The sequence below is a fragment of the Synechococcus sp. WH 8101 genome (assembly GCF_004209775.1).
Taxonomy (GTDB): domain Bacteria; phylum Cyanobacteriota; class Cyanobacteriia; order PCC-6307; family Cyanobiaceae; genus Synechococcus_C.
On record NZ_CP035914.1, the window covers coordinates 2161495 to 2187978 of the forward strand.

27 protein-coding genes are annotated in these 26484 nt (G+C 63.7%); 9 read left to right on the forward strand and 18 right to left on the reverse strand.

Annotated elements, in window-relative coordinates; all coding sequences use genetic code 11:
- Nucleotides 1–9 precede the first annotated feature (9 nt).
- From SynWH8101_RS11575 to SynWH8101_RS14195, 5 genes are read left to right on the forward strand one after another with little or no spacing between them, the layout of a single operon-like run.
- A complete protein-coding gene (locus tag SynWH8101_RS11575) occupies nucleotides 10–1146 on the forward strand; it encodes an aminotransferase class I/II-fold pyridoxal phosphate-dependent enzyme (protein ID WP_130129885.1) in 1137 nt (378 codons plus the stop codon).
- Nucleotides 1139–1885, forward strand: coding sequence for an alpha/beta hydrolase (locus tag SynWH8101_RS11580; RefSeq protein WP_130129886.1), 747 nt, complete (start codon nucleotides 1139–1141; stop codon nucleotides 1883–1885). Before SynWH8101_RS11575 ends, SynWH8101_RS11580 begins: the two co-directional genes overlap by 8 nt.
- Nucleotides 1885–2655, forward strand: coding sequence for a methyltransferase domain-containing protein (locus tag SynWH8101_RS11585; RefSeq protein ID WP_130129887.1), 771 nt, complete (start codon nucleotides 1885–1887; stop codon nucleotides 2653–2655). Before SynWH8101_RS11580 ends, SynWH8101_RS11585 begins: the two co-directional genes overlap by 1 nt.
- The gene (gene bioD / locus SynWH8101_RS11590; RefSeq protein WP_130129888.1) at nucleotides 2652–3311 is read left to right on the forward strand and encodes a dethiobiotin synthase; all 660 of its coding nucleotides are present in this window, start codon (nucleotides 2652–2654) and stop codon (nucleotides 3309–3311) included. Before SynWH8101_RS11585 ends, bioD begins: the two co-directional genes overlap by 4 nt.
- A gap of 14 nt (nucleotides 3312–3325) precedes the next feature.
- Nucleotides 3326–3481, forward strand: a complete 156-nt coding sequence (locus tag SynWH8101_RS14195; RefSeq protein WP_007101609.1) for a hypothetical protein — start codon at nucleotides 3326–3328, stop codon at nucleotides 3479–3481.
- A gap of 5 nt (nucleotides 3482–3486) precedes the next feature.
- Here the strand turns inward: SynWH8101_RS14195 and SynWH8101_RS11595 are convergent, their stop codons facing one another.
- The 3 genes from SynWH8101_RS11595 to SynWH8101_RS11605 are packed head-to-tail and all read right to left on the reverse strand — an operon-like array spanning nucleotide 3487 to nucleotide 4556.
- Nucleotides 3487–3777, reverse strand: coding sequence for a hypothetical protein (locus SynWH8101_RS11595; protein ID WP_254427957.1), 291 nt, complete (start codon nucleotides 3775–3777; stop codon nucleotides 3487–3489).
- A gap of 40 nt (nucleotides 3778–3817) precedes the next feature.
- On the reverse strand, nucleotides 3818–4018 hold the full coding sequence (locus SynWH8101_RS11600) for a DUF3143 domain-containing protein (protein ID WP_007101607.1): 201 nt from the start codon (nucleotides 4016–4018) through the stop codon (nucleotides 3818–3820).
- Nucleotides 3987–4556, reverse strand: coding sequence for a J domain-containing protein (locus SynWH8101_RS11605; RefSeq protein ID WP_254427958.1), 570 nt, complete (start codon nucleotides 4554–4556; stop codon nucleotides 3987–3989). Before SynWH8101_RS11605 ends, SynWH8101_RS11600 begins: the two co-directional genes overlap by 32 nt.
- A 59-nt stretch (nucleotides 4557–4615) precedes the next feature.
- Between SynWH8101_RS11605 and rsmG the strand changes: the two genes are divergently transcribed.
- A complete protein-coding gene (gene rsmG / locus SynWH8101_RS11610; RefSeq protein WP_130129891.1) occupies nucleotides 4616–5368 on the forward strand; it encodes a 16S rRNA (guanine(527)-N(7))-methyltransferase RsmG in 753 nt (250 codons plus the stop codon).
- Nucleotides 5369–5397: 29 nt separating this feature from the next.
- On the opposite strand, the gene SynWH8101_RS11615 is transcribed toward rsmG, so the two are convergent.
- The 6 genes from SynWH8101_RS11615 to SynWH8101_RS14200 all read right to left on the reverse strand — a co-directional run bounded on the left by SynWH8101_RS11615 (nucleotide 5398) and on the right by SynWH8101_RS14200 (nucleotide 8695).
- The gene (locus SynWH8101_RS11615) at nucleotides 5398–6618 is read right to left on the reverse strand and encodes an aldo/keto reductase (RefSeq protein ID WP_130129892.1); all 1221 of its coding nucleotides are present in this window, start codon (nucleotides 6616–6618) and stop codon (nucleotides 5398–5400) included.
- Nucleotides 6615–7010 carry a ferredoxin gene (locus SynWH8101_RS11620; RefSeq protein ID WP_130129893.1) on the reverse strand — a complete coding sequence of 132 codons (396 nt, stop codon included), beginning with the start codon at nucleotides 7008–7010 and terminating at the stop codon, nucleotides 6615–6617. The genes SynWH8101_RS11615 and SynWH8101_RS11620 overlap by 4 nt, the downstream gene beginning before the upstream one ends.
- A gap of 15 nt (nucleotides 7011–7025) precedes the next feature.
- Nucleotides 7026–7418 carry a DUF1257 domain-containing protein gene (locus SynWH8101_RS11625; protein WP_130129894.1) on the reverse strand — a complete coding sequence of 131 codons (393 nt, stop codon included), beginning with the start codon at nucleotides 7416–7418 and terminating at the stop codon, nucleotides 7026–7028.
- Nucleotides 7418–7621: a DUF2997 domain-containing protein gene (locus tag SynWH8101_RS11630; protein WP_007101601.1), complete on the reverse strand. Its 204-nt coding sequence runs from the start codon at nucleotides 7619–7621 to the stop codon at nucleotides 7418–7420. The genes SynWH8101_RS11625 and SynWH8101_RS11630 overlap by 1 nt, the downstream gene beginning before the upstream one ends.
- Nucleotides 7622–7725: 104 nt before the next feature.
- Nucleotides 7726–8532, reverse strand: coding sequence for a HEAT repeat domain-containing protein (locus SynWH8101_RS11635; protein WP_130129895.1), 807 nt, complete (start codon nucleotides 8530–8532; stop codon nucleotides 7726–7728).
- Nucleotides 8533–8548: 16 nt separating this feature from the next.
- Nucleotides 8549–8695, reverse strand: a complete 147-nt coding sequence (locus SynWH8101_RS14200; RefSeq protein ID WP_165380883.1) for a hypothetical protein — start codon at nucleotides 8693–8695, stop codon at nucleotides 8549–8551.
- A gap of 24 nt (nucleotides 8696–8719) precedes the next feature.
- Between SynWH8101_RS14200 and SynWH8101_RS11640 the strand changes: the two genes are divergently transcribed.
- Complete coding sequence (locus SynWH8101_RS11640) at nucleotides 8720–10021, forward strand: MFS transporter (protein ID WP_130129896.1); 1302 nt, start codon at nucleotides 8720–8722, stop codon at nucleotides 10019–10021.
- 7 nt (nucleotides 10022–10028) lie between these two features.
- On the opposite strand, the gene rlmN is transcribed toward SynWH8101_RS11640, so the two are convergent.
- The 7 genes from rlmN to rpsT form a co-directional block, all read right to left on the reverse strand.
- On the reverse strand, nucleotides 10029–11081 hold the full coding sequence (gene rlmN, locus SynWH8101_RS11645; RefSeq protein ID WP_130129897.1) for a 23S rRNA (adenine(2503)-C(2))-methyltransferase RlmN: 1053 nt from the start codon (nucleotides 11079–11081) through the stop codon (nucleotides 10029–10031).
- The gene (locus tag SynWH8101_RS11650; RefSeq protein WP_130129898.1) at nucleotides 11078–11230 is read right to left on the reverse strand and encodes a high light inducible protein; all 153 of its coding nucleotides are present in this window, start codon (nucleotides 11228–11230) and stop codon (nucleotides 11078–11080) included. Before SynWH8101_RS11650 ends, rlmN begins: the two co-directional genes overlap by 4 nt.
- A gap of 71 nt (nucleotides 11231–11301) precedes the next feature.
- Nucleotides 11302–15396, reverse strand: coding sequence for a DNA-directed RNA polymerase subunit beta' (locus SynWH8101_RS11655; protein ID WP_130129899.1), 4095 nt, complete (start codon nucleotides 15394–15396; stop codon nucleotides 11302–11304).
- A 49-nt stretch (nucleotides 15397–15445) separates the two neighbouring features.
- Nucleotides 15446–17350: a DNA-directed RNA polymerase subunit gamma gene (locus tag SynWH8101_RS11660; RefSeq protein ID WP_130129900.1), complete on the reverse strand. Its 1905-nt coding sequence runs from the start codon at nucleotides 17348–17350 to the stop codon at nucleotides 15446–15448.
- A 49-nt stretch (nucleotides 17351–17399) separates the two neighbouring features.
- Complete coding sequence (gene rpoB / locus SynWH8101_RS11665; RefSeq protein WP_130129901.1) at nucleotides 17400–20693, reverse strand: DNA-directed RNA polymerase subunit beta; 3294 nt, start codon at nucleotides 20691–20693, stop codon at nucleotides 17400–17402.
- Nucleotides 20694–20958: 265 nt separating this feature from the next.
- Complete coding sequence (locus SynWH8101_RS11670) at nucleotides 20959–21744, reverse strand: TatD family hydrolase (protein WP_130129902.1); 786 nt, start codon at nucleotides 21742–21744, stop codon at nucleotides 20959–20961.
- 73 nt (nucleotides 21745–21817) lie between these two features.
- Complete coding sequence (gene rpsT / locus SynWH8101_RS11675; protein ID WP_130129903.1) at nucleotides 21818–22120, reverse strand: 30S ribosomal protein S20; 303 nt, start codon at nucleotides 22118–22120, stop codon at nucleotides 21818–21820.
- A 129-nt stretch (nucleotides 22121–22249) separates the two neighbouring features.
- On the opposite strand from rpsT, the gene hisD reads away from it, so the two are divergent.
- Complete coding sequence (gene hisD, locus SynWH8101_RS11680) at nucleotides 22250–23572, forward strand: histidinol dehydrogenase (protein ID WP_130129904.1); 1323 nt, start codon at nucleotides 22250–22252, stop codon at nucleotides 23570–23572.
- A 9-nt stretch (nucleotides 23573–23581) separates the two neighbouring features.
- Here hisD and rpiA read toward each other — a convergent pair whose 3' ends face one another.
- Both rpiA and SynWH8101_RS11690 read right to left on the reverse strand, forming a co-directional pair.
- Complete coding sequence (gene rpiA / locus SynWH8101_RS11685; protein WP_130130511.1) at nucleotides 23582–24277, reverse strand: ribose-5-phosphate isomerase RpiA; 696 nt, start codon at nucleotides 24275–24277, stop codon at nucleotides 23582–23584.
- A 57-nt stretch (nucleotides 24278–24334) separates the two neighbouring features.
- Nucleotides 24335–25444 (reverse strand): trypsin-like peptidase domain-containing protein, encoded by a 1110-nt coding sequence (locus SynWH8101_RS11690; RefSeq protein WP_254427959.1) that lies wholly within the window; start codon nucleotides 25442–25444, stop codon nucleotides 24335–24337.
- A 102-nt stretch (nucleotides 25445–25546) separates the two neighbouring features.
- Here SynWH8101_RS11690 and grrP point away from each other — a divergent pair, with 102 nt between their 5' ends.
- The gene (gene grrP / locus SynWH8101_RS11695; protein ID WP_130129905.1) at nucleotides 25547–26464 is read left to right on the forward strand and encodes an extracellular substrate binding-like orphan protein GrrP; all 918 of its coding nucleotides are present in this window, start codon (nucleotides 25547–25549) and stop codon (nucleotides 26462–26464) included.
- Nucleotides 26465–26484: the final 20 nt, after the last annotated feature.

Consider the following 26484-nt stretch of genomic DNA (forward strand, 5'->3'; position numbering starts at 1 on the left):
CTGGTCGGCATGTCGATCCCTCCGGCCCGTCGTCGTCGCTTGCGCAGCTTCACCAGCCCGCCCGGCAGCAGCCGTCTGCAGGTTGAAGGCTGCCATGACAGCGACTCCGGGCTCGTGGATCTGGCCAGCAACGACTATCTGAACCTGAGCCGCGACCCAGCCCTGATCGCCGCGGCCCAGCGCGAACTGGAGTGCAGCGGCGTCGGCGCAGGAGGATCGCGTCTTATCAGCGGCAGCAGGCCGGTGCATGCCCGCCTGGAATCGGCCTTGGCCGATTGGCTCGGCCGGGAGCGGGTCCTGCTCTTCCCCAGTGGCTTCCAAGCCAACCTGGCCGCCATCGCCGCCCTCGCTGACCGGCACACCACCGTGGTCGCCGACCGGCTGATTCACCATTCCCTGCTGGTGGGGGTTCGCGCCAGCGGCGCCCGGCTGAAACGCTTCGACCACAACGACCTCCAGGCCCTGGAGCGACGACTGCAGGTCTGTGGACCTCACCACCATGGGCATCCGCCCCTGGTGGTCACCGAAAGCCTGTTCAGCATGGAGGGCACGAGCCCGCCCCTGGGGGCCATGCTGAATCTCTGCCAGCAGCATGGAGCACGCTTGCTGGTGGACGAGGCCCATGCCCTCGGCGTGCTCGGCCCCGAGGGGCGAGGGCTGACCCATGGCCTCCGCGAGGTGGCGATGCTCAGCGGCACCTTCGGCAAGGCTTTCGGCAGCGGGGGAGCCTTTCTGGCCTGTGATGGAGACCTCGGCGAGGCGCTGCTGCAGAGCAGCGGCGCCTTCCGCTACACCACGGCCCTGGCCCCGCCCCTGGCGGCGGCCGCCCTGGCGGCGCTCAGCCAGATCCAGGCGAACCCCCAATGGGGTGCGCAGCTGGTGACCCGGAGCGAGCAATGGCGAGACCGACTCCAGATCGCCGGCTGGAAGCGCCCTGATGGCCAGGGGCCGATCCTGCCACTGCTGGTGGGCGATGACCAGGCAGCCCTCGATCTCCAGGCGCAGTTGGAGCAGGCCGGACTGCTCACGGTGGCGATCCGGCCACCCACCGTGCCGGAGGGAACGGCACGGCTGCGCCTGGTGCTGCATCGCCGCCAGAGCGATGAGACATTGGAGATCCTGCTGAAGGCGCTTGCGTGTGGCTGATCCAGCGCACAACCAGGTGATCGCCATGCACGGCTGGAGCGGCGACAGCTCCGCCTGGCAGCCATGGCAACGCCATTTCGAGCAGCATGGCTGGCATTGGCAGAGTGGCGAACGGGGCTATGGAGCCTCCCGCCCCGTCCGGCCCCGCTGGCAGGAGACGACTGGATGCACCGCAACGCGGAGGGTGGTGATCGGCCACTCCCTGGGCCCCCATCTCGTGGAGGCGGAGGTTCTCGGCAGTGCCACGGATGTGGTGTTGCTCACTAGTTTCGGCCGCTTCGTGCCAGCCGGCACCGCCGGTCGCCCGCTGCGCGCCGCCCTGATGGGGATGCACAACGCCCTGGGGAGCGATGGGGAGCGAGCCATGCTCGAACGCTTTCTGGCGCGTGCGGCCCTGCCCGCCCCGGCCTCGGCCCTGCCGCCGGGTCCACTGCAGACAGGGCTGACCCCGGACGGGCGGCGACGCCTCGATCAGGACCTGCTGCGGCTGCTGCACACCAGCGGTTTACCGGCGGGATTCCCCAGGACGGCTCGGGTGCTGGTGGTGGACGCAGCGGATGATGCGATTGTGGCGCCGGAGGCCCGTCTGGAGCTACTCGAGCGACTTCAGGACCATCTCGACAGCCCCCCCGTGCACTGGACATTGCACGATGCGGGCCACGCTCTGCTGGTGCCCGACCTGCTGGTTCGGGTGCAGCACTGGCTGGACGCACCGCCGGCGACGGGGCCGACGACGTGATGGAGCTCTCCCCCGGGGAGCAACCCTGGCGACACCAGGTGCTGCAGCGTTTTGACCGCGCTGCGCCTGATTACGTCGAGCATGCTGGACTGCAACGGGCCGTGGCCTGGCGTCTGGCCGGCCTCTGCCGGCGCCAACCGTTGCCACGAGGACGCTGGCTGGATCTCGGGGCGGGTACGGGGATGCTGGCCGATGCCCTCGAGACCTTGCATCCGGGCCAGTCCGTTGGCCGCCTCGATGGCAGCGAAGCGATGCTGGCGCTCCAGAGCCAGCGGCAAGACACGCTGACGTGGGACCTGCAACAGGGGCTCCCATCCTGGCCTGAACGCCCCCAGGTGCTGGCCTCCAGCTTCTGCCTGCACTGGCTCGACGATCCCTGCCTGCGCATGCAGCAATGGTATGGGGCGCTCGCCCCTGCCGGCTGGCTCGCCCTGGCCCTGCCGGTGCACGGCAGCTTCCGGCAGTGGCATCAGGCAGCCAGTGCATCCGGCCAGACCTGCACCGCCCTGCCTCTGCCAGCCGCCACCAGCCTGCTCGAAGCTGTCCCGGCCAGAGCCGTGCGGCACCGGTCCCTGCATCGCTTCACCACACAGGCCCGAACCGTGGCCGCCCTGCTTCGACCGATGCGCCGCGTTGGAGCCGGCAGCACCCCGGTGGAACCGCTGGGGGTGCGTGCCTGGCGACAGCTGAGCCGTCACTGGCCCGTCCCGGAGTCCGACGGACAGTTCAGACTGACCTGGACGATTCAGATCCTGCTGCTGCAGCGATGAGTGAGCGCCCTCGCAGTGCACGCCGGCTGGTGGTGTGCGGCACCGACACCGATGTGGGCAAAACCGTGGTGAGCGCCCTGCTGGTGCAGGGGCTGGGGGCCTGGTATTGGAAACCGGTGCAGAGCGGCCTGGAGCAGGGGGGGGATCGCGCCTGGCTGACGACTGTGCTCCAGCTACCGATGGAACGACAGCTGCCGGAGGCCTATGCCTTTCAAGCGGCCGTCTCGCCCCACTGGGCTGCCGAGATGGAAGCGCAAACGATCGATCCGGACCGCCTCGTGCCACCCGAGACGAACGGCCACCCCCTGGTGATCGAAACCGCTGGGGGACTGCACGTGCCCCTCAATCGCCACTGGCTGCAGATCGATCAGCTGGAACGGTGGCAACTGCCGGTGGTGCTGGTGGCGCGCAGCGGACTCGGCACGCTGAACCACACACTCTTGAGCCTGGAAACGCTGAAGCGACGCGCGATCCCGGTGCTGGGCCTGTTCCTCAACGGCCCGCTGCATGCCGACAACCCGCGCACCCTGGAACAGTTCGGCGGCGTTCCGGTATTGGCCCAGATGCCCAGGCTTGATCCTCTCGATGCCGCCAGCCTGCAGGACACATGGCACCGACAGGAGCTGGGGCCTAAGTTCGAGCGACTTCTGCTCTGACAGCACCCCCTTCCATGACCAGCCGCCAGACCTGGGCCACCGTGGCCGTGATCCTTCTTTGCGGCGGCATTCTGGTGCTGTTCACCGACGTGGAGGTTGGCCTGGTCCGCTGGTTCAACTGTGGGCCGCTGTCAACCAGCTCCGAAGACAGGAGCGAAGTCTGCCGCTGAAGCGGTCAGCCCAGAGGCCTGGACCGCAGTGGACAGGCCCCATGGCGCATGGCCACGTGACGCACCGCCATCGGCAGCGTCCAGCCCTGGCGGAGCTGTTCATGGATCTGGTCGATCTGGGACGGTGACCAACCGGCCATTTCCAGGCGCACCTTGATCGAGGGCCAGAGGCCTTCAGCAAAAAGATCCCGCCGTCCGTAGACACCAGATTCCAGAGGTCGTGCTGTGCTCGCCACCCGGGCAGCGGGCGTGATGAACCGCTTGGACAGGCGGGGGGAGGTTGTGGTTGCGGCCATGACGATCGGCCCGGTCAACGCCCCCATCATGACGCCCCGATCAGGGACCGGCCCGCATCGCCGCCTCCACATCCAAACGGGGCAATCCGTAGGGGAAGGTTCGCTGTGAGCTATGGCCCGAGGCCTGCCAACTGACGCAGAGATCCTCCTGCTCAAGACGAATCTCCGCCGACCACTCCGGCTGATGCCAGCTCCATACGCAGGGATCGTCACCGCTGCGGCTGGCCCCAAGGCTCTCCAACCAGAGTTCTAGAGAGCGCAAGGAATGCTGATTCAGAGGGGTCTGGCCCGGCGGCAGGGCGGTCATCACGTAGGGAAAGCGGTTCCAACTGATCCCAAGTCTGCTCCTGCTGCAGCCAACTCGGCGCCACTTGGAGCTCCACACCCCGAAGCCAGGCACCGCCCACACCGAGCAGCAGGCAAAGCAACAGAGCCGCCACCAACATCACAATCGACAGCCATTCCCCTCCCGAGAGAGGGCGGCGCACGCCGACGCTCCCCCAGCCGGAATCCGCAGAGGCAGCATCGGGAGACGGCACAGGGGCAACGCTGACCGTTGCCTGCAGACCCGCGTCGTAACGGCGGCGCTGCACCGGATCGGAAAGCTGGGCGTAGGCCTCACAGAGGCGCTGAAACTCCCGTGCCGCCTGCTCCTGGGGTAATGCGGTGGTGTCGGGGTGCAGCGCCTTGCTGCGGCGGCGAAACGCACGGCGCAAAGCATCAGAATCGGCCTCTGGAGGCACGGCCAACACGTCGTAGAGGGTCCGGTTGTCTGCCACGCCCGGCTCAGAGCCTTCCACCGGCAGGCATCCTAGGGAGAACCGCCGTACGGAACGCCATGGCGACACCGTCCCGTTTTGACGGTCCCGGTCCCGATCTGTGGCAAGCCCTCGGCTGGACGCCGTCTCCCCAGCAGCTGGAGCAGTTCGTCACCTTGCAGGAGGAACTGCGCAGCTGGAATCAACGCGTCAATCTCACCCGCCTGGTGGAGGGGGCTGATTTCTGGGTGGCCCAGGTGCTCGATAGTCTCTGGCCCCTGCTTAACGAACTTCAAGCCCCCCAGACCCCGCTGCGCTGCATCGATGTGGGAACTGGCGGTGGCTTTCCCGGCCTGGCGGTGGCGATCGCCCTGCCCGGAGCACGGCTCACCCTGGTCGATTCCGTCGGTCGCAAGACCGCCGCAGTGATGGCCATGGCCGACAGCCTTGGTCTGGCTGATCGGGTGCAGGTGCGAACCGAACGGATTGAGCGCACGGGTCAGGATCCCGCCTGCCGCGGCCGCTTCGACCTGGCGATGGCGCGGGCCGTCGCCTCCGCCCCCGTGGTGGCGGAATATCTGGTGCCTCTGCTGCAGAAGGACGGCGAAGCGCTGCTCTACCGCGGTCGCTGGAGCGAAGCCGATGCCCACCAACTCGGCAACGCCCTGCAGCCGCTCAACGCCAGCCTGCTGGCCTGTCAACAACGCGACCTTCCAGCCGACAAAGGACCGCGCCACCTGTTGCGGCTGCGTCCGCTGGCGACCTGTCCAGCCACCTATCCGCGCGCCGTGGGGATGCCTGCCAAGCTGCCTCTCGGCACCTCAGCGGATTGACACCCCGACAAACGACGGTGCGGCGGTGCTCAGGCGCTGGACAGCCTCTCGCTCACGGCACCACCCACCCGGGTCCGTAGAGACCGGAGGATGGAGGGGATTTCCCTAGCCCAGGGACTGGCGCCGAGCACAGCGAGCAACTCCGCTTCCGACACGTTCTGATCGAGCGGATCAGCATTGGCACCGGGAAACCAATGGCTGCCTTGGCCGAGGAGGCCATAGCGGGCGCGGGCATAGCCCTCCAGCCCCCAGGCCTCCACCAGCCCATGCAGCCAGAGCAGCACCGGCACATTGATGCCTCCAGGTGTCTGATCCCAGGGCGGCAGGCCCCGATGCCAGCTCTCCAGCCAGGCGGATCCGAGGGCCTGCCTGGCGGCATCCTCCAGGCGTCGCTCCACCGGGGGCAGCAGCTGATCCACCTGATCGAGCCGGGCCACCGCCTCCAGATGGAGGTCGAGATCATCGGGGCGGGCGGCGCCAACGCTGATCGTGTGGACACGGGGATCCCGCAGGCAGAACAGATCGTTGAACACGATCGGATGCAGCGGTTCACACAACGCCTGAAGACGGGCCGATGGCGTGTGCAGATGCCCGCCTTTGTCGGTGGGGCTGATGATGAACACCCCCATGTCGTGCTGCGCTGCCGCCTCGATCGCCGGTTCGTTGTCCTGGCGGATGTAATACCAATGCAGATTCACATAGTCGAAGGCATCGGTGCGAATCGCCTCGACGATCAGATCGGTGGGTCCATGGGTGGAGAACCCCACATGGCCCACCCGGCCCAGCTGTTGCCAACGCCGCACCACCTCCAGACACCCACCCGGGCGGAGGGTGTGCTCCAGGTGGTCCGGCCGGTTGATGCCATGAATGGCCAACAGATCGATCCGGGCACCGCCCAGTCGTTCCACGCTCAGGCTGAGCTCCTGCTCGAAGGCCGCCGCATCCTCTCCGGGGGTAATCTTGGTCTGCAGAATCCGTTCCGCATCGGGCACCTGAGGCAGCGCCCAGCCCAGCTGGCGCTCGGAGCTGCCGTAATGGCGCGCCGTCTCCACATGGTGAAATCCGCAGGCCACGGCCCGGCGCAGGGTGGCCTCCAGCTGTTGCTGCGACGCATGCGTGATCGCATCAGCGGCCAGATCGGTCCAACTCTGCTGAAAGCGCATGCCTCCCAGGGAGAGGATCGGCATCGGCAGCTCCGTCCGGCCGAAACGCCGGGTGGGCAGAGCGTGACACCCCACGGTGTCGCTCATGAGGCTCGGGGCCGTTGACGCTTCGGGCGCGCCGGCGAAGGAAGTCCCATCGGTAGCAGCTCCATGGCATCGAGGCGGGCCTTGAGCGCATCAAGCTCTTCAAAGGCGACCCAATGAATGCAGTCCACCGGACAGGTGTCGATCGCCTCCTGAATGCAGGCGGTGCTGTCGCCGTCCTGCCGGATCGCGCGGGAGCGTCCGAGCCGCGGTTCAATCGCAAACGTATTGCTAGCGACGTGGGCGCAATAACGACAGCCGATACACACGGCTTCATCCACCCAAACGGCTTTCTCTCGAAGCGCTCCCCCCAGCAGCGGCTCATGACCGCTGCGGGACTCAGGAACAGTGACCGGGGCGCGATAGGCAGCCGATGGCTCGATCGAAGAGGACACCGAGGAAAAGCCGGCTCAGGCGTCCCAACGGGTCACCACCAGCTCGATGGAACCGTCCTGACAGCTGCGCTGTTCACTCACCGTGAAGCCTTCATCCGTGCTTGCCGTCAGCACGGTGTTGAGGGCATACCGCTGAGTGAGCCGGGAGAGGAAGCGCTCCACCGGCACGGGCTGGCGCCAGAGGTCGAGGTCTGTGACCAACTCGTAGGCCCCGGTCGCCGCATTCCAACGGAAACCGAGATCGCCACCATCCTGCAGGGTCACGGCCAGGTCAGCGTCGATGGTCTGGCCGCGATAGCCGCGCACAGGGCGGGACCCGGCTTCCGGCTCGTAACCCAGATCGCGCAGGGCAGCCATCAGCGGTTCACGCTGACGGAGCTCGGTTCTGACGGTGCTGAAGTGGGACATCAGACGTGCTCGACAGGGACGGTTTGGATCTGTTGGGCGTTGGTGCTGTAGGCCTCAGGGGTGGATTCACGACGCACCACCGAGCCAAGTGCCGCTTCAAGGCGTTCCGTGAGAGCGAGGCAGGCCTCACCCTCCACTCCTTCGACTCGCTCTTCGACCCGACCATCCGCATGGATCCGGAATCGGAGTGTGCGCTGGGGCATGCACCATCACCATGTCAGCCAGGATGCTAGGCAAACTCAATCCGGGCTGACGCTCAGCTGTAACAGGAGCAGGCTTCAACGCCATCCGGCTTCTTCCTGTTGAGTCAGAGCAACCCTTCGTCCACCAAAGTTTGCAGCCGTTCGAGGATGTCAGGGTTCTCGAGCTGCTCTAGAGCCGTCCGGGCCTCATCACGCACCGACGTTTCCTGATCGTGAAGCAGGGCATTCACCAAGGCTTCCACCACATCGGCGCGACGCGGTTCCACCAGCTGATCCACCAGACGACCGAGCGCCCAGATGCAGTTGCTGCGCACCACCGGTTCACTGTCGATCCGCAGACTGATGAGCAGCTGCCCTGCGGCCAGATCGGCCTTGGCGGGTGAGGTGATGCCCGCCTCCGCCAATGACACGGAGGCCCACAGACGCACCGAGGCCACATCCACCTGCAGGGAACGGATCAGGGGATTAAGGACGGGAGCATCGGGGTAGTTCCCCAGGCTCCAGGCCGCGGCTTTGCGCACATAGGCGTTGCTGTCGACCTCCAACAGCTGGAGCAGTGAGACCACAGCCAGTGGCGATGGATTACGCCCCAGGGCATACACGGCACTCATGCGCACCACCGGACAGGCCTCACGCAGCAGTGGCAAGAGCAGTGGTACGGACCGGGGATCCCGGTGTTCACAGAACACCCTCAGACCCTGCAGACGCTGCTCATGCCCCTGCGCAAGCCAGAGCAGGCCTTCATCGCATTCTCGGGCGATGTGAAGCGCATCATCCTCAAGGTCTTCGACATCGATGTCGTCGAGGGGGTCCCCGAGGAGCTCCGCCGCCAACTCACGCGCCAACACATCGGGATCAATCGACAGGTTGGCCAACCCGTCATCAGCGTCTGCAGTGCGTCGCTCAGCCATGGCGCTGATCGTAATCTCAGCCGATCGGGGCCGGAGCCAGCATGTCGCCGGGGAGCCAGATGCGAGCGCTCACGGCGAAAAGGGCCACAGCAAACAGGGCCACGATCAGCACGGGCAACAGGGTGGTGCGAAAAAAGGACACGGCGGCAATGTTTTCGACCATTCTGCGCGGACAGCGAGCAGCAGCATGAGCGTCAGCACTGGCGAACGGCCCCCTTCCGAGGCACTTCAGGCGGGTGCCTGGCGTCGCATCCTGGCCGTCGGGGTGGAAGGCTTCGCCAGTGGGCTGCCCCTGATGTCGATCAGCACCCTGTTGCAGGGGTGGCTGACTGCCAGCGGTGTCCCCGTCGCCATGGTGGGCCTGCTGGGGCTGACGGAGCTGCCCTACACCCTGAAGCTGTTCTGGGCCCCGTTGATGGATCGCTGGGCGATTCCCTGGCCCGACCGGCGGCGGGGCTGGATGGCCCTGCTTCAGGTGCTCCTGGGGATCGGTCTCCTCAGTTTCACCCGTCTGCAGCCAAGCGCCTCGCAGGCGGTCGTGCTGACGATCGGACTCACGGCCCTGGGGGTCGCCATCCTCAGCGCCTCCCAGGATGTGGTGCTGGATGCCTATCGAACCGATCTGTTGCCTCAGGCGGAACGGGGAGGAGGAGCGGCGGCGGCGACGCTTGGATATCGCGGTGCGATGTTGTTTATCGGCGCCGGTGGGTTCCTGATCGCCGGCCGTTTCGGCTGGCAGGCCGCCTTCGCCACCGCCGGCCTTCTGATGCTGGTGATCGCACCGATCACCGTGCTGGCGCCTCGGTTGCAAGCGATTCACCATCCCGTGCCCAACCTGCGCGAAGCCGTGCTCGGGCCAGCCCGTGAATTTCTCGGCCGCACCGGACCACGACGGGCCCTCCAGATCCTGGTGCTGGTGATGCTCTATCGCTGGCCCGATGGACTGCTGGGGCTGATGGCGGTGCCTTTTCTGATCCAGAGCGGCTTCGCTCCCGAAACCATCGGGGCCGTTCAGGGGGGCTGGGGGATCGGTGCCGCCATGGCCGGCACGGCGGTGGGCGGTGCCTGGTTCTCCCGGCTTGGCCTCAACCGGGCACTCTGGGTGTATGGCGTGATCGGTGCCTTCAGCAATCTGGCCTACTGGGCTCTGGCCCGTTTCGGAGGAGGCTTCAAGGGTCTGTTGGTCACCGTGAGTGTGGAGAACTTCTGCAGCGGCATGGTGGTGAGCGCCTTCCTGGCTCTGCTGATGAGTCTGTGCAACCCGCGCTTTTCAGCAGCCCAGTACGCCCTGCTCTCAGGGATCTATGCCCTCAGTCGCTCCGTTCTCTCCACTCCGGGAGGTCTGATCGCCTCTCAGGTGGGCTGGAGCAGCTTTTTCGGCCTCACGGTCGCAGCCGCGGTGCCCTCGCTGCTACTGCTCACGGTCGTGGCGCCCTGGCGAGAGCAGCTGCCGCGGGGAGCCTTCGATCCCAATCGGGATGACACCTGAACCTCGCTCAGAGCGAGCGACGGCGGAGTTGACCGCAGGCGGCGTCCTGGTCGAGCCCACGACTGGCCCGGAGGCTGACGGCGACGCCTCGGCGCTCCAGAACCCGCCGAAACCCATTGATGCGCTCTGATGATGGGCGTTGAAAGTCACCCTCCTCAATCGGGTTGTAGGCGATCAGATTGACGTGGCTCTGAAAACCACCCACCCGGTCGGCCAGCTCCTCGGCATGGGCAGGAGCGTCATTGAGACCACCGAGGAGGATGTACTCGAAACTGACTCGTCGCCCGGTCAGCTCCAGGTAATGGCGACAATCCTGCAGCAGCTCGTCATAGGGGTAAGCGTGGGCGGTGGGGATGAGCTCCTCCCGCAGAGCCTGATTGGGGGCATGCAAGCTGACCGCCAGCGTGAACTGGGCTCGGCCGAGGCGAGCCATCGCCAATTCAGCGAGCTGGGGCAGGGTGCGGGGCACCCCCACCGTGCTCACGGTGATGCGGCGCTGCCCGATGCCGAGATCGTCATGCAGACAACGGATCGCCCCCAACACCGCGTCGATATTGAGCAGGGGCTCGCCCATCCCCATGAACACCACGTGGGAAGGGCGGCGATCCATGACCGCACGAACACTGAGCACCTGGTCGACGATTTCGTGGGTCGCCAGAGAGCGCTGCAACCCACCCTGACCGGTGGCGCAGAAACGACAGGCCATCGGACAGCCAACCTGGCTGGAGACACAGACCGTGAGTCGTTGGTCGGTAGGAATGCCGACTGTCTCGATCGATTCACCGTCATCGGTCTGCAACAGCAGTTTGGTGGTGGCATCGGCCGCCACACGCCGCTGTTGCTCCCTCAGGCGACCGATCCTGACCCCCTGCGCCTCGAGGGCGAGACGCCAGGCCTTGGGCAGCACGGTGATCGCAGCAAGGTCTTCAGCCCCCTTGGTGTAGAGCCAGTCATGCAACTGCCGACCACGAAAAGCCGGCTGCCCCTGGGCAACGGCCCACTGCTCGAGGTCCTCGGCACTGCGTCCGAGCAAGGTGTCAGGCCGCGGCGAAGCACTCACCAGATCAGCAATCCATGCCCGAGCTTGAACTCCACAGCCACAAGGGCGATGAACCCGAGCATGGCGAGGCGGCCGTTCAGTTTCTCGGTATGACCATGAAAGCCGTAACGGGGCAGACGCCGCGTTGGACTTCGTGAAGGCTCAAGCATGGCTGGTCAGCGACGCAACCACCAGTCTGGACGGGGCAAGAGCTCGGTTGTGAGCTCCGCAGGAGAGCGGCTCACTCATCACTGAGCAGCCCCTCTTCCTGCAGACCTTCCACCGCTTCCGCATCCACCACCTGTTCCTCAGCCAACTCCTCATCGCCGACAGGGCGAGCGAAGGCAGCGAAGTTACTGGAGGCATCGATGCCGTGGCGGCTTCGGGTCGCCTCCAGATCCTCATCGCTGGGATCATCCAGCACCGCAGAGGCATTGGTGGTGGATGCGGCCGGCATCTCCACGGTGTAGTCGGGACGCAGGTTTTGCATCCGGCGATAGCCGGCCGGATCTTCCGCGAGGATGTCGGGATGGGGGCCGGCCTCGGCACGCAACTCCTCCTCAAAGCCACTGAAGCCAGTGCCGGCAGGAATCAGGCGGCCGATGATCACGTTCTCCTTGAGACCGCGCAGCCAGTCGCTCTTGCCCTCGATGGCTGCTTCAGTGAGCACGCGGGTGGTCTCCTGGAAGGAGGCCGCAGAGATGAAACTGTCGGTGTTGAGGGAGGCCTTGGTGATACCGAGCAGCACCGGGGTGAACTCGGCCGGAGCGCCGCCGGTGATCGCCATCGCCTGATTGGTGTCTTCCACCTGGCGCAGTTCAATCAGCTCACCCGGCAGCAGAGTGGTGTCACCGGCATCTTCGACACGCACCTTGCTGGTCATCTGACGCACAATCACTTCAATGTGTTTGTCGTCAATCGACACACCCTGAGACTTGTAGACGTTTTGCACTTCGGTCACCAGACGGTGCTGAAGATTGGCAATCGCCTCCTGGGCTGCATCCATCAGAGGCTTACGACTGCGCAAATCCTCAAAGAAGCACTCGAGCAATTCGTGGGGATTGATCGGACCATCAGTGAGCAACTCACCGGCCGTGACCTGCTGGCCGTCGCTCACCATCACATTGCGACCGAGAAGAATCGGATATTCAGCCACAGCATCATCGGCTTCGATCACCGTGACGGTGGTGGATTCATCGTCTTCTCCCTGCTTGATCTCCACCGTGCCGGGCTTCTTGCAGAGAATCGCTGATTCGCGCGGACGCCGCGCCTCCAGCAATTCCTCAATCCGGGGCAGACCCTGCACGATGTCACCGGTCTTCTGACGTTCAAACACCAGCAGGGCGAGTCCATCGCCGCGTTGCACAAGATCACCGTCACGAACGTGCAACACCGAATCGGGCGAAATCATGTAGGGACGCCCCAGGCGCAGGGTCACGGACTGCCCCTCAACCGCCTCAACTTCACCGCAGCAGCCAGCGGCTTGACCGGCGCTGATCTCGTCGCCGTCGACGATGCGCTGCCCCACACTGACAGTGGGCGTGCCGGTGGTGCTGAGGGTCACCGTGTCCTCCTCCCGCTCCACAATCAGACGGCGCACGGGCTCACCATCCAGCTCCTCGGGCATCTGCACCACACCCTGCTGTTTGCAAAGAATCTGGGTGGTGGCCACCACATCGCTGGCTTTGATCGACTGACCATCTTCAACCTGCAGCTCGGTATGCGTCGAGCCATGGCTGGAGTCGGAGATGGTGTCGCGCCGCACCAGAATGCTTTCCAGAATCACCAGGTGGAGGCGCTCAATCGTCTTGGCCCGCTTGTCAGGAACCGCTTCCACATCCACCGTCATCTGCGGCGTGGTGTCAAAGGTTTCGAGCATCAGCTGGGTTCGCAGCAGCTCCACACCCTCCACCGACTTCACGAGTTCTCCGTCTTTGAACGCCAGACGCTGAGAAGCTTTCACCCCCAGATGGGGCCCCTTGGGTTGCTTCACATGCGACAACTCGGGCAACTGCGCTTCATTGGGAATGGTGTATTCCTCAACGGGCCGCAGCAGCAGACCCATCCCTTCTGGGGTTTCCACGGTCTGAACAAAGACCATGGCATCACTGCTGATGCCCTTGGCGATGGCCTCACCGGGATTCACCATCACACCCTCACCCTCAAAACGCTCGAGCGCTTTCTTGTCAGAGCAGAGGTGGAAACTGCCACTGCGCACAATGATCTCGCGCAGAATGTCATTCTTCTGCGTCACCGTCACAATGCCGGCGGTCTGACTAAAGATGTCCTTCACCACCTCGGTGCCGGCTTCGATCCACTGCCCGTCTTCGATCATCAACAGGGAGATGTCCTTGTTGATCTCGTGGGTTTCCTGAGGGATCCAGAGCAGGGTGCCCCCCTTGTTCACCTCGTAGCCGTTTTTGGCGGAACGCGCTTTTTTGATGGCTAAGCCAGGCGCAAAGCGCACCAGACCACCTGTCTGCGTGCGGAACCGATCGTCTGCCAACTCAGCGACGACCTCACCATGGCCGATCTTGCTGCCGGGGATCGTGTTTAGGCGATAACGAGTGCCGTCTTTGGCCTCCAGGTGCCAGATTTCGCCGGCATGGGTGGATTCGCCCAGCAGCTTGAAATCTTTGAGCGTCATCGCCGTGGTGACGATCTGCACCTCGCGTGAATCACCGAGGGAGTCACGCAAACGCACTTCACCGCCATACTCACTGGCCTGGCTTGCCTCAGCCAACACCTGCCCCTCGGTCACCTGGGCACGAGCTTCCACAACCGGACGGGCATTGGGAGGCAGGTTGTACACATCGCCAGCCAGCACCCAAAGGCGTCCCAGCCTCTGGGCCTTGCGCGTGATGTTGCCCTGACGATCCGTGACCTCTTTCGGCTGAATCACCTTCTCGTAGCGCACCTGACCGGCGAGATCGCAGATCACATCCTTGGTGGCTTTCTCCACGCTCTTCTTCACCGCACCGGCGGCGATCTGAGCGACTGTCACATCGGCACGAATGTCCTGACCGTTATCAACGAACAGCAGCGAGCCGTTGGTGACTTCAATTTTCTGTGCTTTGCCCTTACCGCCACTGGGCTTGATCGTGAGCGTGAAATCCACCTCAGCCTGCTGGGCATTGACGCCGTGGGGTGTGCGGTAGGGGCGCACTCGGGCCTTGGGACCGAACTCCACCGTGCCTTCGAGAGTGGAGCGCACCACACCAGTTTCAGCGGTGGACACACCTCCGGTGTGGAAGGTACGCATCGTGAGCTGGGTTCCCGGCTCACCGATGGATTGGGCGGCAATGATGCCAACGGCTTCGCCGAGATCCACCAGCTCGTTGTGGGCCAGTGCCCAGCCGTAACACTTCCGGCAGACCGAACGATTGGCCTCACAGGTGAGAGGCGACCGCACACTCACGGCCACCACACCGGCTGCCTCAAAACGCTTGGAAAGCGGCGGATCGATTTCAGCATCACGCTCAGCGAGCACTTCACCATCCGCACTCACCACCTGGGCGGCGGTCAGACGACCCACCAGACGGCTCCCGAAGCGGCCGTCTTCAGCTTTCACAAGAATCGATCGGGTGGTGCCACAGTCGTCTTCCCGGACGATCACATCCTGAGCGACGTCCACCAGTCGACGGGTCAGGTAACCGGAATCAGCGGTGCGAAGAGCCGTGTCCACCAGGCCTTTCCGTGCTCCGTAAGACGAGATCACGTACTCGGTGACCGTGAGTCCCTCACGGAAATTGGTGCGGATCGGCAGGTCGATGATCTCCCCCTGCGGGTTGGCCATCAGACCGCGCATGCCCACCAGCTGACGCACCTGCGACATGTTTCCGCGGGCGCCGGAGTTGGCCATCATCCAGACCGAATTGAGCGGATCGTTCTGGTTGAAGTTCTTCTTGACCGCATCCACAAGACGCTCATTGGTCTCGGTCCAGGTGTCAATCACCTTGGTGTGACGCTCCACCTCCGTGATCTCACCGAGGCGGTACGACTCCTCGGTGGCCGTGATTAGTTCTTCCGCCTGACCGAGCAGATCCTGCTTCGCTTCGGGGACCTTGAGGTCATCCACCGAAATGGAAACGGCAGCCTGCGTGGCGTAGCGGAAGCCCAGATCCTTCAGCTGGTCGGCCATGGCGGCCGTGGCAGCGGTGCCATGGGTTTTGTAAGCCCAGGCCACGAGCTGCTTCAAACCCTTCTTATCCACCACCCGATTGCGGAAGGGCGGCGGTGTTTTCGCCAGCGCTGGCGTGCTGATTGAGGCAGCTGCGGCTTTCGCTTTGGAGGCCTTGCTGGAGGACTTGCGGGACTTGGAGGGAGTGGAGGACATGAGCGCGATCAGATCGGGGTGAGGAGACAGGCGTTGCGAAAGAAGGGCTTCAGGTGGCCGCCACCGCGTCAATGATTGTGTGATTCATCACCACACGACCAACGGTTGTAAGGATGTAGCGACTGATCAAGGCACCGTCTTCGTCAAATCGATCGCGACGGAAGCTCCACTGTTCAAAGCGGGTGCCATCGCTAAGAGTTTCACTCTGGATGGGCTCATCACGCTCTTCATCGTCTTCCACTTGACCGTTGAAGCGGACCCAGACCCAGTCGTGCAAACCAATGCGCTTATCTTCAAAGGCATGGATCACATCTTCAAGACCAGCGAAGGTGCGGGAGCGATCGCCGAAAGCAACGGGTTGCTGATCGGGTTGTAGCGCTGTGAGGTAGTAGGCACCAAGCACCATGTCCTGCGACGGCGTGATGATCGGGTCACCGGTGGCCGGAGAGAGAATGTTGTTGCTGGCAAGCATGAGCATGCGCGCTTCGGTCTGAGCCTCGATCGCCAAGGGAACATGCACGGCCATCTGGTCACCGTCGAAGTCGGCGTTGAACGCAGGGCAGACGAGGGGGTGGAGCTGAATGGCTCGCCCATCAACCAACTTGGGTTCAAAGGCCTGAATCCCCAGACGGTGAAGCGTCGGTGCACGGTTGAGCAGGATTGGATGGCCATCAATCACCTCTTGCAGCACCTGCATCACCTCATCATCGGCGCGCTGAATCAACTTTTTCGCCGCTTTGATGTTGTTGACGATGTTCTGGCGGATCAGGCGATGAATCACGAATGGCTGGAACAGCTCGATGGCCATTTCCTTGGGAAGACCGCACTGATGCATCTTCAACTTCGGACCCACCACAATCACAGAGCGACCGGAGTAGTCGACCCGTTTGCCGAGAAGGTTCTGACGGAAGCGCCCCTGCTTGCCCTCAATGATGTCGCTGAGAGATTTCAGTGGGCGATTGTTGGCACCAACAACGGTGCGCCCCCGACGCCCGTTATCGATCAGGGCATCAACAGCTTCCTGCAACATCCGCTTTTCGTTGCGAACGATGATCTCAGGAGCAAGAATCTCCTGCAGACGCGCGAGGCGGTTGTTGCGGTTGATCACACGACGATAAAGGTCGTTGAGATCGGAAGTGGCGAAACGGCCGCCATCCAGCTGCACCATCGGGCGCAAATCGGGCGGAATCACCGGAATAACATCCAGCACCATCCATTCCGGGCGGGCATTGGTGGCGATGAAGTTGTCGATCACCCGTAGGCGTTTGATCAACTTGGCACGCTTCTGCCCCTTGCTACCGGCAATCTCCTCGCGCAGCTGCTCAGCAACTGACTCAAGCTCCAGGTCTTCGAGCAGCTGCTTGAGAGCCTCGGCGCCGATGCCCACGACGGGCTCGTTCTCAATCTCAGAATCCTCGGCGTAGATCTCATCTTCGATCTCCAGCCACTCGTCTTCCGTGAGCAGCTGCTTGTATTTGAGATCCTTGTGATCGCCCGGATCGAGCACCACATAGCAGTTGAAGTAGACAATCTGCTCCACATCCCGCAGGGGCATGTCGAGAAGGATTGCCACATAGCTCGGGATCCCCTTCAGGTACCAAACGTGGGACACCGGAGCAGCCAGTTTGATGAAGCCCATGCGGTGACGACGCACCCGGCTCTCGGTCACCTCCACGCCGCAGCGCTCACAAACGATGCCGCGGTGGCGCACCCGCTTGTACTTACCGCAGTGGCACTCCCAGTCTTTGGACGGTCCGAAAATCTTTTCGCAAAACAGCCCGTCCATCTCGGGCTTCAGCGTGCGGTAGTTGATGGTTTCAGGCTTGGTGACCTCACCCACCACCTGTCCATTAGGCAAGGTGCGCTGACCCCACTCCATCACCCGATCGGGCGATGCGAGCGTGATCTTGACGTAGTCGAAGTGGTTCTCGGTGCGGAGGTTGCTGTTGGTCATGGGCGGTTAAGGGAGAAGGAGCGGTCTGTCGGTGTGAACATCGGATCCATCAGTCTTCGTCGTAATCCGCAACCCCGAGTGATTCGTAGGTGGGACGACTGGGGGTGCTGCGACGGGGATTCACGTCTTGCATCAGATCCACTTCCTTGCCTTCATCGGTGAAGACCGCGATATCAAGACCTAGGGACTGAAGCTCTCGCATCAGCACCTTGAAGGATTCCGGAGTCCCAGGGCGAGGAATCGGCTTGCCCTTGACGATGGCGTTGAGCGCCTCGTTGCGGCCCTGCATGTCATCGGATTTGACCGTAAGCAGTTCCTGCAGGGTGTAGGCGGCGCCGTAGGCCTCAAGCGCCCACACCTCCATCTCACCCAGTCGCTGACCGCCCTGTTGGGCCTTACCGCCGAGGGGCTGCTGGGTGACCAGGGAGTAGGGACCGGTCGAGCGGGCGTGGATCTTGTCATCCACAAGGTGCACCAGCTTGAGGAAGTGGGAGTAACCAACCGCAACAGGCTGGTCAAAGGGTTCACCGGTGCGGCCGTCACGGAGCAGCAGTTTGCCGGGGTCATCCGGGTTGTAGATCCAGTCTTTGCCGGGCTGGCTCGCAGCCTCCTTCAAAAAGGCCTCCACGGTCTGCTGCGACTTCTCAGCCCCATACATCTCATCGAAGGGCACCACCTTGACGCGGCAATCGAGGTTGGAAGCGGCCCATCCCATCAACAGCTCGAACACCTGCCCCACATTCATGCGGCTCGGCACACCGAGGGGATTGAGAACAATGTCCACCGGGGTGCCATCGGGCAGATAGGGCATGTCTTCCCGAGGAAGGATGCGGCTGATGATGCCCTTATTGCCGTGGCGGCCAGCCATCTTGTCGCCCACCTGGATCTTGCGGCGCTGGGCCACATAGACCCGAACCACCATGTTGGCGCCGGGCGGCAGTTCATCGCCCTGCTCACGGGTGTAGATGCGCACGTCGACGACGCGGCCCCGTTCGGTGCTGGGAACACGAAGAGAATTGTCGCGGACGTCGCGGGCTTTTTCACCGAAGATCGCGCGCAGCAACTTCTCTTCCGGAGGCTGATCCGACTCCCCTTTTGGCGTCACCTTGCCCACCAGAATGTCGCCGCTTTCAACGAAAGCGCCGATTCGGATGATGCCCATCTCATCCAAGTTGCCGAGGCTCTCCTCGGCAACATTGGGGATCTCACGAGTGATCTCCTCAGGTCCGAGCTTGGTCTGCCGCGCCTCGATCTCATACTTCTCGATATGCACCGAGGTGTAGAGATCCTCGTTGACCAGACGCTCACTCACCAGAATCGCGTCCTCGTAGTTGTAACCCTCCCAAGGCATGTAGGCGATCAGGACGTTTTGGCCCAGGGCGATTTCGCCACCTTCACAGGCGGAGCCATCGGCCAGCACCTGACCCACGATCACCGGGTCGCCCTGGCGCACAATCGGGCGCTGGTTGAGGCAGGTGTCTTGGTTGGAACGCTGATACTTCTGCAGGAAATGGGTGTGATCCACACCCTCCTCGTCACGCACAACGATGGCCGTGGCATCCACAAAGGTGACGGTGCCATTGACGCGTGAGATCGGCACCATGCCGGAGTCGCGTGCCACCTGCGTTTCCAGACCGGTGCCCACCAGTGGACGCTCGGGACGCAGCAGGGGCACAGCCTGGCGCTGCATGTTGGACCCCATCAGGGCACGGTTGGCGTCGTCGTGCTCAAGGAAAGGAATCAGGGATGTCGCCACAGAAATCACCTGCACAGGCGACAGCTGCACGTAATCCACCTGCTCCGGCGGCACTTTTTCAAAGTCCTGGCGGTAACGGACGGGAATCAGATCGGCAAGGATCTGCCCCTCCGCGTCCGTGGCGACGTCACCGGGAGCGACCCGACACTCATCTTCCAGATCCGCAGAGAGATAAATGGGATCTCCCTGCTTGAGTACACGACCGTTGTCGACTTTCCAGAACGGAGTTTCGATGAATCCGTACTCATTCACTCGGGCGTGGGTGGCGAGTGAATTAATCAATCCCGCATTGGGGCCTTCCGGCGTTTCAATCGGGCAGAGGCGGCCGTAGTGGGAGGGATGGATATCCCGAACCGCAAAACCGGCGCGCTCGCGGGTGAGACCGCCTGGGCCAAGAGCCGAGATCCGGCGCTTGTGGGTGAGCTCGGCCAGAGGATTGGTCTGGTCCATGAACTGGCTCAGCTGGCTGGAGCCAAAGAACTCCTTGATCGCTGCCACCAGGGGCTTGGGGTTCACGAGCTGGGCGGGAGTGAGCGAATCGGTTTCACCCACGGTCATCCGCTCCTTGATGATCCGCTCCAGGCGATTCAGGCCGACACGCACCTGGTTCTGGAGCAATTCACCCACCGATCGCACGCGGCGGTTGCCCAGGTGGTCGATGTCATCCAGGCTGGCACCGCCCACGTCCAGTTCGAGGTTGATCAGATAATCCAGCGTGGAGAGCACATCCTCGTGGGTGAGGGTGCGCACCGTGTCTGGGATGGTGAGGCGCAGCTTTTTATTGATTTTGTAGCGACCCACCCGACCAAGGTCGTAGCGCTTGGGGTCAAAAAAGCGGGTCTGGAGAAGCTGTTGTCCCCCACTCACCGATGGAGGCTCACCCGGACGCAATTTCTTGTAAAGCTCTAGTAGGGCCTGATCTTCCGAACTGATGCCCTCATCATTCGCCGCTTCGATCGACTTGCGGTAGTACTCGGGATGGCGCAGCTTGTCGACAACATCATTGTCGGACAACCCCATGGCACGCATCAGCACATGGGCATTGATCTTGCGCGTTTTATCGACGCGCACATGCAGCAAATCGTTTTTATCGGTCTCGAATTTGAGCCAAGCACCCCGGTTGGGGATCACGCTGGCGTTGTAGGTGCGACGACCATTTTTATCCTGCTCATCCTTGAAATAAACACCGGGGCTCCGCACGATCTGGTTCACGATCACGCGCTCAGCACCATTGATGATGAAGGTGCCCCGCTCGGTCATCAGCGGCAGCTCGCCGATAAACACTTCCTGCTCCTTGATCTCCCCGGTCTCCTTGTTGACCAGACGGCAGGTCACATACATTTGAGACGCAAACGTTGCATCGCGTCGCTTCGCCTCCTCCACATCGTGACGGGGACGCTTGAGCCGGTACTCGCTACCGACGAAATGAAGCTCGAGCTTGCCTGTGTAATCGGTGATCGGAGAAAAACTCTCCAGCTCCTCAATCAGACCTTTTTCCAGGAACCACTTAAAGCTGGCCCGCTGCACCTCCACCAGATCGGGCAGGTAGGTGGCGGTCTTGGCGACCTGAATCGCGCTGCTGCTCATGCGGAGACCTGCAGTGAGTGAAGGGGAACAGAAGGCCTGAACGGGCAGCCGGACGATCCAGGACTCGCCGAGACATCAAAGCGGCGGCAGGCTTCCTGGTGGGGAAGACACTGCCGCGCGCAGGGGTCTCAGAGATCTCGGGGGCGAACGGCTGACGTCGTCAATGCACCGGAAGGGAATAAACGCCTCGGGAGCCTCAGCACAGAAAACGCGCTTTGGCCAGGCCAATAAATCATCCTACACTTCGGCAGCCCCGCCATCCAGGTCAGGGAAGACCGAACAGACGGCGGGCATTGGCGGTGCTGATCCTGGCCACCTCCTCGAGAGACTGACCGCGGAGTTCGGCCACCCGCGCCGCCACTGACGCAACGAAGGCCGGCTCGTTGCGTTTGCCGCGCCGAGGCACGGGCGCCAGGAAGGGGCAATCGGTCTCCACCAGAAACCGATCGTCCGGCACCTGACGTGCACAGGCATGGGTGGCCTCTGCCTTGGGGAAGGTGACCGTGCCACTGAAGCTGATGTCGAAACCGAGTTCGAGAAAGGCCTCCATCTCTTTGGGAGTTCCGCCCCAGCAATGCATCACCCCCCGGGGACAAGCGGCACGATCGCGGCGTTCCCGCAGTTCGCGCAGCATCGGCTCGGCGGCATCGCGGCAGTGGATGATGACCGGCCGATCCAGCTCCACCGCTAGATCGAGCTGGGGCCTGAGAACAGCGAGCTGTTGCTCGAGGTTTGTCTCCCGATACAGGTCAAGCCCGAGCTCACCGATGGCCACCACCCGAGCATCCTCCAGAGCAGCACGGCGAAGCAGGGCTGCGGTGCCATCGGTCCAATGTTCCGTGTCAAGCGGGTGGACACCAACCGAATAGCGGAGCTCGGGAAACCGATCCGCAAGAGCGCGAATCGCAGGGATCTCACCGGGTTCGACACAGGCGTGCAACAGCGACACCACGCCCGCGTCCCGCCAACGCTGAGCAACCTCTTCGAGGTCCTGATCAAAATTCCGAAAAACGATGTGACAGTGACTGTCAATCAGGGTGGGAGTCGTCACAAGGACCGGAAACGCGCCTTCCGACCCATTGTGACGACAACGATGCGGCGTTGAGGGAACAGGCTGGTCCCGGTCAGCCTGCGCTGGTGGGCTCGATCGCTTTCCTTACCGCCGCGCTGAGGCGCGACTTCTGGTGAGCGCCGTTGTTGCGATGGAGAACGCCGCACTTCACAGCTTTGTCGATCTTGCTGAAGGCCGCATTCATGCTGGCCTGAACCGTGGCCTTCGCCTCTTCGCCAGCAGTGGCGTCGTAGTCGGAGCAGGCGGTAAAGCAACGCTTCATCAAGGTGCGCAGCGCCGATTTGTACGACTTGTTGCGCAGGCGATTGCGCTCGGCGATCTGAACGCGCTTCTTGGACGACTTGTTATTGGCCACAGAGGCGGAGTAAGGCTCGACAATCCACGACCTTAGCTCAGCAAGGTGCCCGCTTCATGGGCGACACCACCGGGCAAGACGAGGCAGGTTCTAGCTTGAAATGATTGCGTTCCCCTGCGTCCAGCGCCGATGACTCCAACGAGCAGCCAGGCTCCCTCCATGGTCACCCTGCGCTGCCTCAGCGAGGCTGGCGCAGCCGCCACGGAGCTGGACCGCCTGGCGGCGCGCACGGGAGGAGAGGCCCAACAGGCCGCACAGTCCACCGTGGACTCCATCCTTGAGCGGGTGCGTCGTGATGGTGACCGCGCCCTCGTAGAACTCACTCAGCAACTGGATGGCTTCAAGCCGGAACCGTTGCGGCTGGACGCGGCCGAACTCGCGCAGGCCTGGGAGGCCACGCCCGCCAACCTGCGCGACGCCCTCGAACTGGCCCATCGCCGCATCCAGGACTTTCACGCCCGACAGAAACCCCAGGACCTCGCCTTTGAGGGGGTGCACGGTGAGCGGCTGGGACGACGCTGGCGACCGGTGCAACGGGCCGGACTGTATGTGCCCGGTGGGCGAGCCGCGTACCCCAGCACGGTGTTGATGAATGCCGTTCCCGCGCGCACGGCCGGCGTGGAGCGGCTGGTGATGGCGACACCGGCGAACCGAAACGGCGTGGTCAATCCGGTGGTGCTTGCTGCGGCTCACCTCGCCGGCGTGCATGAGGTTGTGCGGGTGGGAGGCGCCCAGGCCATCGCCGCCCTGGCCTTCGGCACCGAAACCCTGCCCCGGGTGGATGTGATCACGGGGCCGGGCAACCTCTACGTGACCCTCGCCAAGAAAGCCGTGGTGGGCCAAGTGGGAATCGATTCCCTCGCAGGCCCCAGCGAAGTGCTGATCATTGCCGATCACACCGCCAGGCTCGACCATGTGGCCGCAGACCTCCTGGCGCAGGCGGAACATGACCCCCTCGCCGCCGCCATCCTGCTCACCACAGAAGCCGACCTGGTGGCGGCCCTGCCGGCGGAACTCGAGCGGCAACTCACTGACCACCCCCGGGCGGCGATCTGTCGCCAGTCGCTCGCAGACTGGGGTCTGGCCGTGGTCTGCGACACCCTCGAGACCTGCGCAAGCCTCAGCGATCGGTTCGCACCGGAGCACCTGGAACTGCTGGTGGAGCGCCCGGAAGCACTAGCTGATCGCATCCAGACAGCCGGGGCGATCTTCATCGGCCCCTGGTCACCAGAAGCTGTGGGGGATTACCTGGCCGGGCCCAACCACACCCTGCCGACCTGCGGGACCGCCCGGTTCAGTGGTGCCTTGAGCGTGGAGACCTTCATGCGGCACACCTCGATCATTGCGTTCAACCAGGCTGCCCTGGAGGCGACCGGCGGTGCCGTGATCGAACTCGCCCGCAGTGAAGGCCTCCACAGCCATGGCGATTCCGTCCAGCGGCGCCTGGGCTGAAGCCGATCCTCAGCCTTGCCGCTCGAGCCGACGGACGCCGGCCACCCCATCGGTGACCTCACCGACCAGCACCTCATCGGCCAGATCCACAAACAAGCCGTTTTCGAGCACGCCGGGGATGTTGTTGATCGTCTGCTCCAGAGCTCGGGGGTCAGCAATTCCTTCGCCAAAGCGCACATCCAGCACCAGATTCCCCTGATCCGTCACCACGGGGCCGGCTTTGCGGGTGGCCATCCGCAGCTCTGCCGCCCCGCCCATGCTGGCAAGACGCGCCTGAACCTGCCTCCAGGCCCCCGGGAGCACCTCCACGGGCAGCAGAAAGCCAAGGTTGAGGCGATCCACCAGTTTGGTGGCATCCACCACAACGATGAAACGCTCGGCGCGAGCGGCAACCAGTTTCTCCTGCACGTGGCAGGCACCGCCGCCCTTGATCAGTTGAAACGACGGGTCCACTTCATCGGCTCCGTCGATGGCCAGGTCGATGCGCTCCACCGCATTGAGACTGCGCAGCGGGATGCCCAGCTCGGCAGCCAACACCTCGCCTTGAAACGACGTTGTGACGCCGACGATGTCACGCAGCTCACCGGCGGCCAGCTTGGCGCCAAGACCCTGGATCATCAGTGCGGCCGTGGAACCGGATCCCAGGCCGAGCACCATGCCGTCCTGGATGGCATCCACCGCGGCGGCGGCCACGGCCTGCTTCATCTGAGTCTGAAGATCCACCGGCGTCGAGCGGAAACTGGCGAGACCGTAGCAAGGGTTTCAACCAAGGCCCGGAAGCGGTTCCGGTCGCACCGAGAGTTGCAACGACTCGCCGTTGCGGAGCACCTCCAGGGGCAGCGGCTCACCGATCTCCGCCTGATCCACCTCTTGAAGCAGGGTCTGGGGATCACTCACAGGGTGCTGTGCTGCGGCCACCACCAGATCTCCGCGCCGGAGTCCCGCCCGCTGCGCCGGACTATCAGGAAGCACGGTCTGCACCAGGGCACCGGAACGCTCCGGCAGCTGCACCAGCGCGTTGGGATCCCGGTTGTGCTCCCGCGCCACCCGGGCGGTGAGGGGAACCAGCTGAAGACCGAGGTACGGGTGCACGACCTGACCATCGGCCACCAGTTGATCCACCACGCGCCGGGCGAGATTGATCGGAATGGCGAAGCCGAGACCGGCCCCGGGGCCAGAGCGCACCAAGGTGTTGATGCCGATCACCTCACCCGCAGCATTCACCAGCGGGCCACCGGAATTGCCCGGATTGATCGCGGCGTCGGTCTGGATCAGATCGAGGCGCTTATCGGAAAAGCCAAGGCTGCTGATATTGCGATGCAAGCTGCTGACAATCCCGAGCGTGACGGTCCTTTCGAGGCCATAGGGGGTTCCCAAGGCAATCGCCCAGTCGCCCACCTGCAGGGCTTCGGAATCGCCGAGACGGGCCGCCGCCGGTCGATCGCCTGAAGGCAGCCGTACAAGAGCCAGATCCGTCACAGGATCCGTGCCGATCACCCGGCCATCCCGTTGCTCCCCATCGGGAAGGGTCACGGTGACGAGGTCGGCGCGCTCCACCACGTGGGCATTCGTGAGGATCAACCCCTTGGCGTCAATCACCACGCCCGATCCCTGGCCCCGCTCCCGTTCCGGGCCCATCCCCGGTTCGCCAAGGAGATCGCGCAGGAGGGGGTCGATCAGGGTGGGGTCGTAGGGCTGACGCTGGACGCGGCGCTCGGTGTCGATCCGCACCACGGCCGGGGCCACCTGACGCACGGCCTCCGCCACGAAGCTATGGGGCGCATCCACCGCCGCCGCTACAGCAGCCGAGGGGATGCCGGTCCACAGCACCAGCGCCAGCCCCAGAGCCACCAACCGAAGCAACCACCCCATCGTCAACGACAAACACGGGAGTCACCACGCTAAGGGCCACGTGAGCGTGGACGAAATCGCCGGAAGTGCCTATGCATTGAGGGTTGTCAGCCCACGGGCTTCATGGCCTTGCTCCGCCGCCCACTCCTCACCTTGCTCGCCATGAGCAGCACCCTCCTCGTGGCCTGCCAGAAACCCAAGGCCAACGACACGACCCCAACCACTTCCACGAATCAAAACGCGGCGAACAGTGGTCAGCTCCGCGCCGTGGTGATCGGCGATGAACTGCCGATGGTCCGCAAGACCGACAAGGGCTACGACGGGCTCAGCTTCGTGGTGCTGGAGGCGATCCGCGACCAGCTGAATGCGGAACAAGGCGAAGGCCAAGCAGCGGTGACCTTGACCACCACCAACGCCGCCGATGTGGAGAGTGGTCTGGAGATGATCCGCAGCGGCAAAGCTGACATCGCCTGCGGTGTGGGCTTCTCGTGGGAACGGCAGAAACAATTCGATTACACGCTCCCCTTCGCCTCCAGCGGCATCCGTCTGCTGGCCCCAACCACGATCGATGGCACCCCGAAGAGCCTGGAAGGCCAGACCATCGGCGTGGTGGCCAACAGCGTGGCGGCTTCCGTTCTGGCCAACAACGTTGACAATGCCAGCTTCCAGAGTTTCGCCACACCGGCCGATGCCCTCAACGCCCTGAAGAAGGGCGATGTGAAACTGCTCGCCGGCGACAGCCTCTGGCTACGGGCCAACCAGAACCAGGCTGCCCCGGATGACGTGATTGTGCCGGCCGTGCCCTACGCCAGGGCCGCGATCGGCTGCATCGTGGGTGAGTCGTCCTCGTCACTGCTCGACACCAGCAACATCGCCATTGGCCGCTTGCTGCAGGCCTACGTGGATGGCAATAAGGAAGCGCGCCAAGAGATCAACGCCTGGATCGGCCAAGACAGTGCCATCGGTCTCACCGACGAGCAGATCAGTCACTACTACCGGATGGTGCTGTCAACGGCAGCTGAATTCCAGCCAACCCCTTGAGCCTCACTCCGGCCGATCGA

Coding starts and splice junctions, on each gene's coding strand:
- SynWH8101_RS11630 (WP_007101601.1), bottom strand. CDS start 7,621: ATGCCCCAGCGCACACTCCGATTCCGGATCCATGCGGATGGTCGGGTC.
- SynWH8101_RS11575 (WP_130129885.1), top strand. CDS start 10: ATGTCGATCCCTCCGGCCCGTCGTCGTCGCTTGCGCAGCTTCACCAGC.
- SynWH8101_RS11615 (WP_130129892.1), bottom strand. CDS start 6,618: ATGAGCGACACCGTGGGGTGTCACGCTCTGCCCACCCGGCGTTTCGGC.
- SynWH8101_RS11660 (WP_130129900.1), bottom strand. CDS start 17,350: ATGACCAACAGCAACCTCCGCACCGAGAACCACTTCGACTACGTCAAG.
- SynWH8101_RS14195 (WP_007101609.1), top strand. CDS start 3,326: ATGACCAGCCGCCAGACCTGGGCCACCGTGGCCGTGATCCTTCTTTGC.
- bioD (WP_130129888.1), top strand. CDS start 2,652: ATGAGTGAGCGCCCTCGCAGTGCACGCCGGCTGGTGGTGTGCGGCACC.
- SynWH8101_RS11655 (WP_130129899.1), bottom strand. CDS start 15,396: ATGTCCTCCACTCCCTCCAAGTCCCGCAAGTCCTCCAGCAAGGCCTCC.
- hisD (WP_130129904.1), top strand. CDS start 22,250: ATGACTCCAACGAGCAGCCAGGCTCCCTCCATGGTCACCCTGCGCTGC.
- rpiA (WP_130130511.1), bottom strand. CDS start 24,277: ATGAAGCAGGCCGTGGCCGCCGCCGCGGTGGATGCCATCCAGGACGGC.
- SynWH8101_RS11635 (WP_130129895.1), bottom strand. CDS start 8,532: ATGGCTGAGCGACGCACTGCAGACGCTGATGACGGGTTGGCCAACCTG.
- SynWH8101_RS11640 (WP_130129896.1), top strand. CDS start 8,720: ATGAGCGTCAGCACTGGCGAACGGCCCCCTTCCGAGGCACTTCAGGCG.
- SynWH8101_RS11650 (WP_130129898.1), bottom strand. CDS start 11,230: ATGCTTGAGCCTTCACGAAGTCCAACGCGGCGTCTGCCCCGTTACGGC.
- grrP (WP_130129905.1), top strand. CDS start 25,547: ATGGCCTTGCTCCGCCGCCCACTCCTCACCTTGCTCGCCATGAGCAGC.
- SynWH8101_RS14200 (WP_165380883.1), bottom strand. CDS start 8,695: ATGGTCGAAAACATTGCCGCCGTGTCCTTTTTTCGCACCACCCTGTTG.
- SynWH8101_RS11595 (WP_254427957.1), bottom strand. CDS start 3,777: ATGGCCGCAACCACAACCTCCCCCCGCCTGTCCAAGCGGTTCATCACG.
- rsmG (WP_130129891.1), top strand. CDS start 4,616: ATGGCGACACCGTCCCGTTTTGACGGTCCCGGTCCCGATCTGTGGCAA.
- SynWH8101_RS11585 (WP_130129887.1), top strand. CDS start 1,885: ATGGAGCTCTCCCCCGGGGAGCAACCCTGGCGACACCAGGTGCTGCAG.
- SynWH8101_RS11625 (WP_130129894.1), bottom strand. CDS start 7,418: ATGTCCCACTTCAGCACCGTCAGAACCGAGCTCCGTCAGCGTGAACCG.
- rpoB (WP_130129901.1), bottom strand. CDS start 20,693: ATGAGCAGCAGCGCGATTCAGGTCGCCAAGACCGCCACCTACCTGCCC.
- SynWH8101_RS11690 (WP_254427959.1), bottom strand. CDS start 25,444: ATGGGGTGGTTGCTTCGGTTGGTGGCTCTGGGGCTGGCGCTGGTGCTG.